This is a genomic window from Amycolatopsis iheyensis, assembly GCF_024703995.1.
Taxonomy (GTDB): domain Bacteria; phylum Actinomycetota; class Actinomycetes; order Mycobacteriales; family Pseudonocardiaceae; genus Amycolatopsis; species Amycolatopsis iheyensis.
In genome coordinates, this window is sequence record NZ_JAMXQV010000017.1 from 172,045 (window position 1) to 184,401 (window position 12,357).

Consider the following 12,357-nt stretch of genomic DNA (forward strand, 5'->3'; position numbering starts at 1 on the left):
CGCACCCCGGCGACGGAACCCGGCGAGGCGGTCGTTCGCGGCGGCTCCGGTGACGCGGCCGACCGCCGCACCCGGCAACCGCCTGCCGCCTCCCGGCCGAGCCGCCCGCGAGCAGAGCCCGGAGCGTGGTCGGCTCACCGGCAGACCGCCCCACGCGCCGGCACCGCGCCGCTCACCAGGTACTCGACCTCCGCCGCGCGGGCGCACGCCGAGTTGAACAGCCCCGTGTGGCCGTCGTCGGTGCGGGTCAGCAGCGCCGCGCCGTCGATGCCCGACGCCAGGCCGCGCGCCCACGCCAGCGGTGTCGCCGGGTCGTGCGCGCCGCCCACCACCAGGATCGGCGGGGCGTCGTGGACCGGGTGGGGCTGCGGTGGGTTCTTCGCCGGGATCGGCCAGCCCGTGCAGCCACTCGTGAAGTCCCAGTACTCCGAGTACCGCCAGCTGTGCGGCGCCACCGCACGCAGGAGCCCCGCCATGACACCCAGGTCCGCCGGCCCGGTGAACGGCGACGGGAAGTCGTGGCAGCCGATCACCCGGTACGCGCCGTAGATCGGGGACAGGAACTGGTTCCGCTCGGTGAGCCCGCGAGCGTCCGGGAACTCGCCGCCGGCCGCGGCCAGCGCCTTGCCCAGCGCCGGCCACTCCTCGCGGATGTAGAGGTGGTTGTAGACACCCGCCGAGATCTCGTCGGCCGTCGCGGAGCGGCCGAGGTCGCTCGCCCACACCGACCCGCGCCCGGCGCGCGCCACGACGTCGTCGTAGAACCGCAGCACGTCCTGGCCGTGCAGGACGCAGTCCGCCGAGCCGCGGCACCAGTCCGCGAACCGGACCAGGGCGTCTTCGGTGGCCGCCGCCTCCTCGAGGATCGCCTGGCGCAGCGGGCGGGCGTGGTCCACCGCGCCGTCGAGCACCATCGCGTGCACCCGGTCGGGGTGCTTCGACGCATAGACCGCGCCCAGCTCGGTGCCGTACGACAGGCCCAGCCACGAAATCTTCGGCTCACCGAGCGCGACGCGGATCGTCTCGACGTCCTCGGCCGCGCTCTGCGTGTCCGCGTTCGCCGCCAGCGGCCCGGTGCGGGCCAGGCAGTCTTCGCCCGCCGCGCGGTTGTGCGCCACCAGCGCCTCGAAACCCGCGCGGGAAGCCGGGAACCGGTCGAGCGCCGGATCGAACAAGGTCGCCGGGTCGCACGTGATCCGCGGGGTGCTGAACCAGTCGCCGCGCGGGTCGAAGCCCACGATGTCGTAGCGCTGCCGCAGCCGCGCGAGGTCCGGCGAGGCAAGCCCGCCGAACTGCACGAACCCGACGCCGGAGCCGCCCGGCCCGCCGGGGTTCACCAGCAGCGAGCCGATCCGCCGGCCCGGATCGAGCGCGGGCAGCCGCGCCAGCGCGAGCCGCGCCGCCCCCAGCTCCGGGTGTGCGCGGTCGATCGGCACTTCGACCGCCGAGCACTCCGCTGTCGGTTCCTGCTGTGTCGCACACGGCTCCCACTTCAGCGAAGATGCCGAAGCGACAGCCGGTACCGCCGCCACGAAGACGACCGCCGCGAAGACCGCGGCGACCCGGCGCACGTTCATGATCTGGTTCCTCCCCCTGCACGCCGGCCTTCGGCGTGCTTCCTTCCTAACAGCGACCACCGACGGTTCAGGAGCGGCGGACGGTCCAGGAAGAAGCGGGAGATTCGGAGTTTCCTTGCTGTACAACGACTTCCGCCGGCGTGCCGACCCAGGAAGTCACTCGATAGTGGGAATCCGCGGCGACCGGCACCCCCTGCGCCGGCGCCGCGGTTCCCTCCCCCCTCGCGACCCCCACGACCCCGAACATCGCGACCGCCCCCAGCAGCGCGGCGACGAGCACCCGTCGTTCGATCTTGCCCATGATGAGAATTCCCCTGTGTGTAAGAAAAGTCAGGCCGCGCGGACGGTCACGGAGCCGCTGTCGGTCGTGAGGTCCAGCGTGTGCGGCGCGGAGCTGTCGGTCGGGACGTCGATGTCGCGGTGCCCGCTGTCGCTGTCGCCGACGACGCGGTACGGCCCGCCCGGCACCTCGACCTCGACGCTGCCGCTGTCGGCCTTCACCTTGACGTTGTTGGCTTCCGCCAGCGAGAAGTCGACGCTGCCGCTCGACGACGTCACGTCGACCGGGCCGCGTACGCCGGTCGCGTTGATGCTGCCGGATTCGGCGTGCAGCTGGACCTCGCCGACGTCACGGAGGTCGATCCCGCCGCTTTCGAGCCGCAGCTTCACCAGGCCGGTGACATCCTCGACGCGGGCGTGCCCGGAGTCGGCCCGGACGTCCACACTGGCCACTCCGGCGATGTCGAGGCCGCCCGAGTCGACCTGGCCGCTGACCGGCACCCCGGCGGGCACGACGACCTCGAAGTCGACCGAGCAGTTGTTCCCGCAGTCGGTGAGCACGAGCTGGTCGCCGTCGACGCGGAAGAAGGTGTCACCCGGCTTGCTGCGCCAGTGGTAGTTGACCTTCTCGTGGACCGTCGACGGGCCGGTCCCGGTGCGGATCTTCACCGAGCCCGAGTCGCCTTCCAGCTTCACGCTCCGGATCGTCTCCGAAAGGGTTTTGCTGTTCTCGAAGTCCGCTCCCCAGCCCCAGCCGAACGCGGTCGCCAGCCCGACGCCGATCAGGACGATGCCACCTACAGCCAATAGCGGGCGTGCCATGGTCGTTGGTCCCCTCAGTTCGTTCCCTCTGCGTGAGAAACGTTATGGCCGGGTGAAGTCCCAGTACATGGGGGTAACCCCCCGAAAGACCCTGAGATCCGTCCCTGACACGCGGGGGTGGCCCGAGGGGCCTAACCTGGCGCCAGGCTCGAAGTTCCATGATCAGGAGGATCCATGCCGCAAGCACCCGGCCCGTACGAATCCCTTCCCGACGTGCCGTCCTTCACCCTCCGCAGCGCCGACGTCGCCGACGGCGAAACCCTGGCCACGCCCCACTTGTCCGGCATCTTCGGCGCCGGCGGCGAGGACCGTTCGCCGCAGCTGGCGTGGGCGGGCTTCCCCGCGGGGACCAAGAGCTTCGCGGTGACGTGCTACGACCCGGACGCCCCCACCGGCAGCGGGTTCTGGCACTGGGCCGTGTTCAACCTCCCGGCCTCGGTGACGGAGCTGGCCTCCGGCGCGGGCGACGGCTCGGGCCTGCCCGAAGGCGCGGTGACGCTCAAGGGCGACGGCGGCGTCAAGCAGTTCCTCGGCGCGGCGCCCCCGCCGGGGCACGGCCCGCACCGCTACTACTTCGCGGTGCACGCGCTGGACGTCGACAAGCTGGAGGTGCCGGAGGACGCGACGCCGGCGTTCCTCGGGTTCACCATGTTCGGCCACACCCTGGCTCGCGCGGTGATCACGCCGGTCTACGAGAACAAGGGCTGAGTTTTCGCCGACAGGCCCGGCATTGTCGCGAATCCGCGACGGTGCCGGGCCCGTTTTCGTCGGTGGCCGATGACACACTGCGGTCATGTCACCACCGATTGCGACACCGAGGTCGAGAGCACTGGGGTTCGGCCTGAGGAAGACGCGCAAGGAGCGCGGGATGGGGCTGCGCGAGCTGGCCCGGGCCACCGGCGTGCACCCGGCGGAACTGTCCAATTGGGAGCTCGGACTGCGGGTTCCCAAGGTGGAGGAGGTCGCGCTCCTGCTCGGGCAGCTGCGGGTGGGAGTGGCCGAACGGGAGCGGCTGTTCGAGCTGGCGGAGTACGCCCGGGAGCCCAACTGGCTCGAGAAGGACATGCCGGACGCGCCGGCGATCCTCACCACGCTCGCCGAATATGAGCGCACGGCGGTGTCGATCGTCAGCTGGCAGCCGATGGTCGTGCACGGGTTGCTGCAGACGGCCGACTACGCGCGGGCGATCCTGGCGTACGGCGGTTCTCCCGCGGAGCTGGTGGAGCAGCGGCTGCGGGTGCGCATGATCCGCCAGGCGGCGATCCGCGCCCACCGCGCGCCGCAATGCATCTTCCTGCTCAGCGAAATCGCACTCCGGCAGCGGATCGGCGGGACCGAAACCCTGCTCGACCAGCTCCGGTACCTGCTCGACCTGCCACCCAAGCTCGCGGTGCGAGTCGTCCCCTCCGGCGGCGACTTCCATCCCGGGCTCAACGGTTCCTTCGCCGTGTTGGAGTACTCCGACCTGCCCTCCATCGTCTTCTTGGACCAGCATCGCGGGAGCGCCTACATCTACGATGAGGATCAGGTGGCGGACTACAAGTCTGCCGCGAAGACCGTGACATCCCTCGCCTTGGACGCGGACGCATCCCGCGCGCGCGTCGAGGGGGTGATCGCCGAACTGGAGGCCTGACGTGACCTGGCGAAAGTCGACCTACAGCGGCCAAGAGGCCGATTGCGTGGAAGTTGCGCTGGCTCAGGTGGTGCGGATCCGTGACACCAAGGACCGTCCCGGCGGAACGCTCGAAATCTCCACCCGATCGTGGGACGCGCTGCTCGTCGGTCTGGGATCCCAGACGGAATCGCGGCCAACGCTCTAGGGCCGAAGCCCGCCGACACGGTTAATACCTCCAAGCACAACGCAGTGGAGGCACCCGTGGCGGCAACGCTCGAACGCAGGTCCATCGACCCGGTCCCGGAAACCGAACGGCACGGCCACCCGCGCAGCCTCTTCACCCTCTGGTTCGCGGCGAACATGCAGATCACCTCGGCCGTCACCGGGGCGCTCACCGTGCTCGTCGGCGTGCACCCGCTGTGGGCGCTCGTCGCCGTCCTCGGCGGAAACGTCCTCGGCGGCATCCCGATGGCACTGCACGCCGCCCAGGGGCCGAAGCTCGGCATCCCGCAGATGATCCAGTCACGCGCGCAGTTCGGCGTCTACGGCGCGATCCTGCCGCTCGTGCTGGTCGTCGTGATGTACCTCGGGTACTTCGCCAGCGGGAACGTCCTGGGCGGGCAGGCCGTCGCGGAGATCACCGGCCTGCCGACCGACGCCTCGATCTGCGTCTACGCCGCCCTTTCCGCGCTCATCGCCATCGTCGGCTACCGGCTGATCCACCGGTTCGGCTGGGTCGCGTCCGCGCTGTCCGTGGTCGTCTTCGTCTACCTCACCATCCGGCTGGTCAGCGGCCACGACCTGGGCGCCGTCCTCGGGGCGCCGACGCTCGACTTCCCGAAGTTCCTCCTCGCCCTCTCCCTGACCGCGTCCTGGCAGCTGACCTTCGGCCCGTACGTCGCCGACACCTCGCGCTACCTGCCGTCGGCCACTTCGGTGCGCGAGACGTTCTGGTGGACCTACGGCGGCACCGTCCTCGGCGCCACCTGGGCGATGTCGTTCGGCGCGCTCGCGTACGCCGTCGCCGGGAAGGCGTTCAAGGGCCACGAAGTCGCGTACGTCGTCGGGCTCGGCGGGGAAGCGCTGCTCATCCCGCTGCTGCTGGCGATCGCGCTCGGCAAGTTCACCGTGAACGTCCTGAACATCTACGGCGGCTACGTGACGGTCGCGACCGCGCTCACCGCGTTCAGCCGCAAAGCCGCGCTCTCCCAAGGGGCCCGCGTCGGCTACATCGCCGTCGTCGGGGTGCTCGGCGGGGTCATCGCGGTGCTCGGGCGCGGGGAGTTCCTCGGGAACTTCGTGCTGTTCCTGGACTTCCTGCTGTACTTCCTGACGCCGTGGAGCTCGATCAACCTGGTCGACTTCTACCTGGTGCGCAAGGAGGCCTACGACCTCGAAGCGATGTACGACCCGAACGGCCGCTACGGCCGCTGGGCCGCGCCGGCGCTCATCGCGTACTTCGTCGGGATCGCCGTGCAGATCCCGTTCTCGAACGTCGAAGGCATCTTCGTCGGCCCGATGGCGCCGCTACTCGGCGGCGCCGACATCTCGTGGCTGATCGGCCTCGCCGTGCCCGGCGCGATCTACTACGGCCTTCAGCGCAGGGCTTCCTTGTTGACGCCTTCGCGCTCGAGGTAGCGGCCCTTGGTGTGCTCGCCGAAGCCGAACTGGCGGTACAGCCCGTGCGCGTCGGCGGTGTGCAGCATCCAGCGGAAGCCCGCGCCCGGGCCGTTGTCGATCATCTCGCGCACGATCTCCTTGCCGAGCCCGGTGCCGCGGGCGGAGTCGACGACGAAGACGTCGGCCAGGTAGGCGGAGGAAACGCCGTCCGAGAACGCGCGGGCGAAGCCGACCAGCTCGGCGCCGCGGTAGGCGCCGACGATCCGCCACGAGCCGTCGATCGCGGCCTCGACCTGCGCACGCGTGCGCCACCGGCCCCAGTAGGCCTCGGTGGAGAGGAACTTCCACACCACGTCGAGGTCCGGCCGCGTCCGATCGTCGTCGAGCTCGTACTCACCAAAAGTCCGCATGATCCGAAACTAAGCCCGGCGTCAACGCGGTTTCAGCAGGTAATCCACCACCGGACGCAGCTCTTCCGCCGACGGCGGCTCGTCGTCGATCAGGCCCTGGATCAGCAGGCCGTCGATGCCCGCGAGGAACACCCGGAACGCCACCTCGTCGTCGTGGCGGACCATCGACGTCAGGACGTCCAGCCAGCGCCGCGCGGCCGGGCGCAGCTCGGGCTTGCGCGCCGCCAGCAGGTACAGCTCGTATTCGGCCATCGTGCGCCCGCGCCGCGGTCCCAGCGCCTCGGCCAGCAGGCCGGCGACCTCTTCGGCCCCGCGGCTCCCACGCGACCGGGCGCGGTCGATCATCCAGTAGACCTCGGTGGCCATGTCGCGGGCGCACGAGATGAGCGTCGCGATCAGGAGGTCGTCCAGCGAGGAGAAGTGGTAGGTCGTGGACGTCGTCGGCACGCCGGCCTCGGCCGCGACCGTCCGGTGCGTGACGCCCGCGACGCCGTCGCGCTCGATGATCCGCAGCGTGGCCTCGATGATCTCCGCGCGCCGCTTGTCCCCCCGGGCTTTCCGCCCGTCGACCTGCATTTTCACGTCGACGCACTCCCGATCTCGATCAGCACCACGCCGCCGATGACCAGCGCGAGCCCGGCGATCATGGTCGCGTTGATCGCCTCCTTGAGGAACACGACGCCGATGATCGCCACCAGGGCGACGCCGGCCGCGGCCCAGATCGCGTAGACGACGCCGACCGGCAGGCCCAGCTTCAGCACGTACGACAGCGCGACGAACGCGACGGCGTAGCCGGCCACGACGATGATCGACGGTCCGAGCTTCGAGAAGCCCTCGGAGAGCTTCAGCGACACCGTCGCGGAGACCTCGGCGGCGATCGCCAGCGCGAGCAGAAGGTACGCACCCATAGGGTGAAAACTACCTGAACGATCGTCCCAAAACAAAGAGCGACGTACACCACATCGGTGGGACTTAGGCCCACTCAACGGGTTACTCATCAGTAAGGAAGGTTAGTCTCCCGGCACCACCACAGTTTTGAACCGGACGAAAGGCACCCGAACGATGGGCGCTCTGCAACTGACGCTCGGCGGGCTCTCCGTCGTGCTCGGCCTCGTCGCCTGGGGCATGTTCGCCGCGACGATCGCCCGTTTCGTGCGGGTGATCCGCCTCGGGCAGCCCGATTCGACGCGCAACGGGCCCTTCGCGGCGCGCATGAAGACGCTGATCAAGGAGTTCGCCGCGCACACGCGGATGAACCGCAAGCGCAGCGTCGGCCCGGCCCACTGGCTCGTCATGTGGGGCTTCCTGCTCGGCTCGCTCGCTCTGTTCGAGGCGTACGGCGAGGTCTTCGTCCCGACGTGGGGCTGGCCGATCCTCGACGACTTCCCGCCGTTCCAGCTGCTCATGGAGCTGCTCGGGGTCGGGACGATCGTCGGCATCCTGGTGCTGATGGCGATCCGCCAGCGCAACCACCCGCGCCGCGCCGACCGCCAGTCGCGCTTCCAGGGCTCGAACTTCAAGTGGGCGTACTTCATCGAGGCCGTCGTCCTGATCGAGGGCATCGGCATCATCGGCGTCCGCGCCGCCAAGGCGGCGCTGGGCGCGCACGAGACGCCGACCTGGGCCGCCTTCGTCTCCAACCCGGTCGGCGAGCTGCTGCCGGCCAGCCCGAACCTGGTCACGGTGTTCGCGTTCGTCAAGCTGATGAGCGCCACGGTCTGGCTGATCGTGGTCGCCCGCACGATGACCATGGGCATCGCGTGGCACCGGTTCAGCGCGTTCTTCAACATCTACTTCAAGCGCGAGGCCGACGGCGGCGTCGCCCTGGGCGCGCTCAAGCCGATGATGAGCGGCGGCAAGGTCCTCGACCTCGAGGAAGCCGACCCGGACGAGGACACCTTCGGCGTCGGCAAGGTCGAGGACTTCAGCTGGAAGGGCTGGCTGGACTTCTCGACGTGCACCGAGTGCGGCCGCTGCCAGGAGCAGTGCCCCGCGTGGAACACGGGCAAGCCGTTGTCGCCGAAGCTGCTCATCACTCAGCTGCGTGACCACGCCTACGCGAAGGCGCCGTACCTGATGGCCGGCGGCAAGCGCGACATTGCGGGCGACGAGGTGGGTCTGTCCGGCGACAACATGTACGCGGGCATCGACGTCCTCGCGATCGCGGAGTCCCAGAAGGCCTTGATCGGCGACGACGGCGGCGTCATCGACCCCGACGTCCTGTGGTCCTGCACCAGCTGCGGCGCGTGCGTCGAGCAGTGCCCGGTCGACATCGAGCACGTCGACCACATCGTCGACATGCGCCGCTACCAGGTGATGATCGAGTCGTCGTTCCCCAGCGAGCTGAACGGCATGTTCAAGAACCTGGAGAACAAGGGCAACCCGTGGGGCCAGAACGCCAAGGACCGGCTGGCCTGGACCGAGGACCTGGACTTCGAGGTCCCGGTGTTCGAGGGCGACATGGAAGACGCGGAGTACCTGTTCTGGGTCGGCTGCGCCGGCGCGTTCGAGGACCGCGCGAAGAAGACGACCCGCGCGGTCGCCGAGCTCCTGCACATGGCCGACGTGAAGTACAAGGTGCTCGGTTCGGAGGAGTCCTGCACCGGCGACCCGGCGCGGCGCGCGGGCAACGAGTTCCTGTTCCAGATGCTCGCCCAGCAGAACGTCGAGATCCTGAACTCGGTGTTCGAGGGCCGTGAGCGCAAGACGCGCAAGGTCGTCGTGACCTGCGCCCACTGCTTCAACACCCTCGCCAACGAGTACCCGGAGCTGGGTGGCCAGTTCGACGTCGTGCACCACACGCAGCTGCTGAACCGCCTGGTGCGCGAGAAGCAGCTGGTGCCGGTGGCGCCGGTCGCCGAGGACGTCACCTACCACGACCCGTGCTACCTCGGCCGCCACAACAAGGTGTACGAGGCGCCGCGCGAGCTGGTCGGCGCGACCGGCGCGCGGCTGCGCGAGATGCCCCGGCACGGCGACAAGTCGATGTGCTGCGGCGCGGGCGGCGCGCGGATGTGGATGGAAGAGAAGATCGGCAAGCGGATCAACGTCGAGCGCGTCGACGAGGCACTCGGCACCGCACCGTCGAAGATCGCGACGGGCTGCCCGTTCTGCAAGGTGATGCTGAACGACGGCCTCACCGCACGGCAGAGCGACGGCACGGCGAGCGAGAAGGTCGAGATCGTCGACGTCGCGCAGATGCTGCTCGAGGCGGTCAAGCGCAAGCCGGAGCCGAAGCCGATCGCGCTTGGAGCGCCGTCGCTCGCGGAGGCGGCTGTCGAAGAAGGCTGACGGATCCGCGGCCCGGTCATGACATTCGTCGTGGCCGGGCCGTGACCGTTGGCCCAGGGCGTGCCCCGGGAACCGCTCGACGATGAGTGGATGCGCATCCTCCTCCTGGTGCTGCTCGCGCCGTTCACGGCCGAGTTCCTGCTCGGCGACCAGTACCTCGCCGGACCGCCCGAGCTGGGCCGGCAGCTCGGCATGTTCGCGCTCTTCGCCGCCTTCTACGGCGCCGCCGCGCTGCTGATCCGCGAAGCCGTGCGACGTGCCGGCCGCGGCTGGCCCACGATGCTCGTGCTCGCGCTCGCCTTCGGCGTCTTCGAAGAGGGCCTGCTGACGCAGACGCTGTTCAACCCGCACTACCTCGGCCTGGACCTGCTGTCGGCCGGACACGTCCGGTGGCTCGGCATCGGCGGGCCGTGGACGGTCTACGTCCTCACGCTGCACGTCGTGTGGAGCATCGGCGCGCCGATCGCGATCGCCGAAGCACTGTTCGGGCGTGAGCCGTGGCTGAGGAAGGTCGGCGTCAGCCTCTGGAGCGTGTCGCTCGTGCTCGGCGCCGTCGCGACCTTCGCCGTCACCTACTCCTTCGGTCACTTCGTGGCCCGCCCGGCACAGCTCGCCGGCGCCGCAGTGGTCGTCGGCGCGCTGGTCTTCGCCGCGTTCCGGTTCCGCGCGCCGGCGTGGTCGTCGACGCCGGGCAACCCCTGGGTGGCGTTCGCGCTCGGCCTCGGCGCGAGCAGCGCGTTCCAGCTCCTCCGCGGGGTGGACGGCTTCCCGTGGCTGCTCGTCGGGGTGCTCCTGGCGCTCGAAGCCGGCACGGCCGTCGTCGTCCGGCGGCTGCGGCCGCCCGCGTTCCCGCTGGCCGCGGGGGCATTGTCGACCTATTGCTGGCTCGGACTGAAATCAACGATTCCGCACGGGACAACGGCCATAATCGAACAGTCGATCCTCATTGTCGTAGCCGTCGCGCTACTCGCGGTCACCGCCCGCCGAAGTCGCGCACTTATCGCAGCCGAACGCGTCCACTAGCTGGGATTTCGTCGCGGAAATCGATTACCTGAAGAAGGTTCACGATATTCACCGAAATGGCCCATCGGGACAATGACAAACAAGGGTTTCCAGACTGGACAATGAGCGTATCCTGACGTTTCCCTCGCCGCCGACGCTGCCAGCGAGGACGACTTCAACGATCACGGAATCAGGGGGCAGCGAGGATGCGCGAGGACCGGCGGACCACGGTGACCAGGGCCGCGGAAGGTCAGCACCCGTCGACCGGTCGGCACGCCCTCCGCACCCCGCGCCCGTCCGACATCACCCCGTCCGACATCGAAGACCGCCTCGCCGGCCCGGACGTCGAACCCGTGATCCCCCGGCAGGACCACGCCCCGCGGACCCTCGTCCGCCCGTACGTCCTCACGCGCGGCCGGACGCAGTCGCGGCGGCACCTGGCGATCGAAGCGCTCGTCTCGACGCGGGCCGGGGCGCACTGGAACGGCGCGCGGATCACCGGCGAGTTCCGCTCGGTGCGCACGCTGTGCCACCGCCCGCGCTCGGTCGCCGAGGTCGCGGCCACGATCGGCGTGCCGCTCGGCGTCGTCCGCGTGCTGCTCGACGACATGGCCGAGCAGGGCCTGGTCACGATCCACGACAGCCGCGTGAGCACCGACGGCCGGCCGGCGCTGGCGCTGATGGAGCGCGTGCTGCACGGCCTGCGCCGCCTTTGACCATTACGCTCGGACCGTGAGCGAGGAATCCGGGAACTCCGGTGGCGAAAGTACTCTGACCGTTCTGCTCGCCGGGGGCGTGAACCTGGCGATCGCGATCATGAAGCTGATCGCCGGCATCATCACCGGCTCGGGCGCGATGCTGTCCGAAGCGGCGCACTCGGTGGCCGACACGTTCACCGAGGTTCTGCTGCTGACCGCGTTGAAACGTTCCGACCGCCCGGCCGACCGCGTGCACCCGTTCGGCTACGGCAAGGAGCGCTACTTCTGGTCGCTGCTGGCCGCGGTGTCGATCTTCGCGTCCGGCTCGATGTTCGCGCTCTACGAAGGCGTCTCGACGCTGTTCGGGCACGGCGAGGCCCAGAGCACGTCGATCCTCAGCTACATCGTGCTGGCCGTGGCGTTCTGCCTCGAAGGCACGTCGTGGGTGCAGGCGGTGCGCCAGACGGTCCGCGAGTCCAAGGCAGAAGGCCGGTCGTTCTGGGCCTACCTGCGGCTGATCGACGACCCGACCCCGAAGACCGTCCTGTTCGAGGACTCGGCCGCGTTGATCGGCCTGCTCGTCGCGTTCGCCGGCATCGGCCTGCACCAGCTCACCGGCTCGGAGGTCTGGGACGGCGTCGCGTCGATCGTCATCGGTGTGCTGCTCGCCTTCGTCGCCTACCTGCTCGGACGGACGAACCGCGGCCTGCTCATCGGCCGCCAGGCCAACCCGGAGATCGTCCGCGGCGTCCGCGACCACCTCTCGGCCGCGCCGGAGATCGAGGCCGTCGTGGACCTGCAGACCATGCTGATGGGCACCGACCAGGTCCTCGTCTGCACCCGCGTCGACTTCGACGACTCGCTGAGCGCCGGCGACCTCGAACGCACCTGCGTCCGGCTCGCGGGCGAGCTGATCGGGTCGTTCAACGACGTCACCGAGGTGTTCATCGAGCCGGTGCCGCGGACGGATCCCGACCTGCGCGCGACCGTGCTGGCCCGCTACGGCGAGATCGCCGAGCGGTGGAACAGCCAGGGTCAGTAGC

Annotated in this window: 14 protein-coding genes; 8 read left to right on the forward strand and 6 right to left on the reverse strand. The window is 69.7% G+C overall.

All coding sequences use genetic code 11. The features are described 5' to 3' along the window. Window positions 1-134: 134 nt before the first annotated feature. The 3 genes from M8542_RS30050 to M8542_RS30060 all read right to left on the reverse strand — a co-directional run bounded on the left by M8542_RS30050 (window position 135) and on the right by M8542_RS30060 (window position 2,678). Window positions 135-1,577, reverse strand: a complete 1,443-nt coding sequence (locus M8542_RS30050; protein ID WP_257923631.1) for an alpha/beta hydrolase — start codon at window positions 1,575-1,577, stop codon at window positions 135-137. A gap of 67 nt (window positions 1,578-1,644) precedes the next feature. Beyond that, window positions 1,645-1,878 carry a hypothetical protein gene (locus M8542_RS30055; protein ID WP_257923632.1) on the reverse strand — a complete coding sequence of 78 codons (234 nt, stop codon included), beginning with the start codon at window positions 1,876-1,878 and terminating at the stop codon, window positions 1,645-1,647. A 29-nt stretch (window positions 1,879-1,907) separates the two neighbouring features. Beyond that, window positions 1,908-2,678, reverse strand: coding sequence for a DUF4097 family beta strand repeat-containing protein (locus tag M8542_RS30060; protein WP_257923633.1), 771 nt, complete (start codon window positions 2,676-2,678; stop codon window positions 1,908-1,910). 174 nt (window positions 2,679-2,852) lie between these two features. On the opposite strand from M8542_RS30060, the gene M8542_RS30065 reads away from it, so the two are divergent. The 4 genes from M8542_RS30065 (at window position 2,853) to M8542_RS30080 (ending at window position 5,931) form a co-directional block, all read left to right on the forward strand. Further along, entirely contained in the window at window positions 2,853-3,386 is a 534-nt protein-coding gene (locus M8542_RS30065; protein WP_257923634.1) for a YbhB/YbcL family Raf kinase inhibitor-like protein, read from the forward strand. Between the two features lie 85 nt (window positions 3,387-3,471). Further along, entirely contained in the window at window positions 3,472-4,311 is an 840-nt protein-coding gene (locus M8542_RS30070; RefSeq protein WP_257923635.1) for a helix-turn-helix domain-containing protein, read from the forward strand. Between the two features lies 1 nt (window position 4,312). After that, window positions 4,313-4,498, forward strand: coding sequence for a DUF397 domain-containing protein (locus tag M8542_RS30075; protein WP_257923636.1), 186 nt, complete (start codon window positions 4,313-4,315; stop codon window positions 4,496-4,498). Between the two features lie 56 nt (window positions 4,499-4,554). After that, window positions 4,555-5,931 (forward strand): purine-cytosine permease family protein, encoded by a 1,377-nt coding sequence (locus M8542_RS30080; protein WP_257923637.1) that lies wholly within the window; start codon window positions 4,555-4,557, stop codon window positions 5,929-5,931. Here the strand turns inward: M8542_RS30080 and M8542_RS30085 are convergent. Genes M8542_RS30085 through M8542_RS30095 form a run of 3 tightly spaced genes read right to left on the reverse strand, consistent with a single transcriptional unit; the run spans window position 5,889 to window position 7,231 of the window. Then, entirely contained in the window at window positions 5,889-6,323 is a 435-nt protein-coding gene (locus M8542_RS30085) for a GNAT family N-acetyltransferase (RefSeq protein WP_257923638.1), read from the reverse strand. The genes M8542_RS30080 and M8542_RS30085 overlap by 43 nt on opposite strands. A gap of 21 nt (window positions 6,324-6,344) precedes the next feature. Continuing rightward, window positions 6,345-6,905: a TetR/AcrR family transcriptional regulator gene (locus M8542_RS30090; RefSeq protein WP_257923639.1), complete on the reverse strand. Its 561-nt coding sequence runs from the start codon at window positions 6,903-6,905 to the stop codon at window positions 6,345-6,347. After that, window positions 6,902-7,231, reverse strand: coding sequence for a DMT family transporter (locus M8542_RS30095; RefSeq protein WP_257923640.1), 330 nt, complete (start codon window positions 7,229-7,231; stop codon window positions 6,902-6,904). Before M8542_RS30095 ends, M8542_RS30090 begins: the two co-directional genes overlap by 4 nt. Window positions 7,232-7,385: 154 nt before the next feature. Here M8542_RS30095 and M8542_RS30100 point away from each other — a divergent pair, with 154 nt between their 5' ends. The 4 genes from M8542_RS30100 to M8542_RS30115 all read left to right on the forward strand — a co-directional run bounded on the left by M8542_RS30100 (window position 7,386) and on the right by M8542_RS30115 (window position 12,356). Beyond that, complete coding sequence (locus M8542_RS30100; protein ID WP_257923641.1) at window positions 7,386-9,614, forward strand: (Fe-S)-binding protein; 2,229 nt, start codon at window positions 7,386-7,388, stop codon at window positions 9,612-9,614. A 90-nt stretch (window positions 9,615-9,704) separates the two neighbouring features. Further along, on the forward strand, window positions 9,705-10,637 hold the full coding sequence (locus tag M8542_RS30105; RefSeq protein ID WP_257923642.1) for a hypothetical protein: 933 nt from the start codon (window positions 9,705-9,707) through the stop codon (window positions 10,635-10,637). Between the two features lie 185 nt (window positions 10,638-10,822). Continuing rightward, a complete protein-coding gene (locus M8542_RS30110; protein ID WP_257923643.1) occupies window positions 10,823-11,332 on the forward strand; it encodes a DUF742 domain-containing protein in 510 nt (169 codons plus the stop codon). Between the two features lie 16 nt (window positions 11,333-11,348). Continuing rightward, complete coding sequence (locus tag M8542_RS30115; protein WP_257923644.1) at window positions 11,349-12,356, forward strand: cation diffusion facilitator family transporter; 1,008 nt, start codon at window positions 11,349-11,351, stop codon at window positions 12,354-12,356. Window position 12,357: the final 1 nt, after the last annotated feature.

Excerpts from the sequence above, each read along its gene's own strand:
- M8542_RS30070 (WP_257923635.1), top strand. The coding sequence starts at position 3,472 with ATGTCACCACCGATTGCGACACCGAGGTCGAGAGCACTGGGGTTCGGC.
- M8542_RS30095 (WP_257923640.1), bottom strand. The coding sequence starts at position 7,231 with ATGGGTGCGTACCTTCTGCTCGCGCTGGCGATCGCCGCCGAGGTCTCC.
- M8542_RS30065 (WP_257923634.1), top strand. The coding sequence starts at position 2,853 with ATGCCGCAAGCACCCGGCCCGTACGAATCCCTTCCCGACGTGCCGTCC.
- M8542_RS30085 (WP_257923638.1), bottom strand. The coding sequence starts at position 6,323 with ATGCGGACTTTTGGTGAGTACGAGCTCGACGACGATCGGACGCGGCCG.
- M8542_RS30060 (WP_257923633.1), bottom strand. The coding sequence starts at position 2,678 with ATGGCACGCCCGCTATTGGCTGTAGGTGGCATCGTCCTGATCGGCGTC.
- M8542_RS30100 (WP_257923641.1), top strand. The coding sequence starts at position 7,386 with ATGGGCGCTCTGCAACTGACGCTCGGCGGGCTCTCCGTCGTGCTCGGC.
- M8542_RS30105 (WP_257923642.1), top strand. The coding sequence starts at position 9,705 with ATGCGCATCCTCCTCCTGGTGCTGCTCGCGCCGTTCACGGCCGAGTTC.
- M8542_RS30110 (WP_257923643.1), top strand. The coding sequence starts at position 10,823 with ATGCGCGAGGACCGGCGGACCACGGTGACCAGGGCCGCGGAAGGTCAG.
- M8542_RS30055 (WP_257923632.1), bottom strand. The coding sequence starts at position 1,878 with ATGGGCAAGATCGAACGACGGGTGCTCGTCGCCGCGCTGCTGGGGGCG.
- M8542_RS30050 (WP_257923631.1), bottom strand. The coding sequence starts at position 1,577 with ATGAACGTGCGCCGGGTCGCCGCGGTCTTCGCGGCGGTCGTCTTCGTG.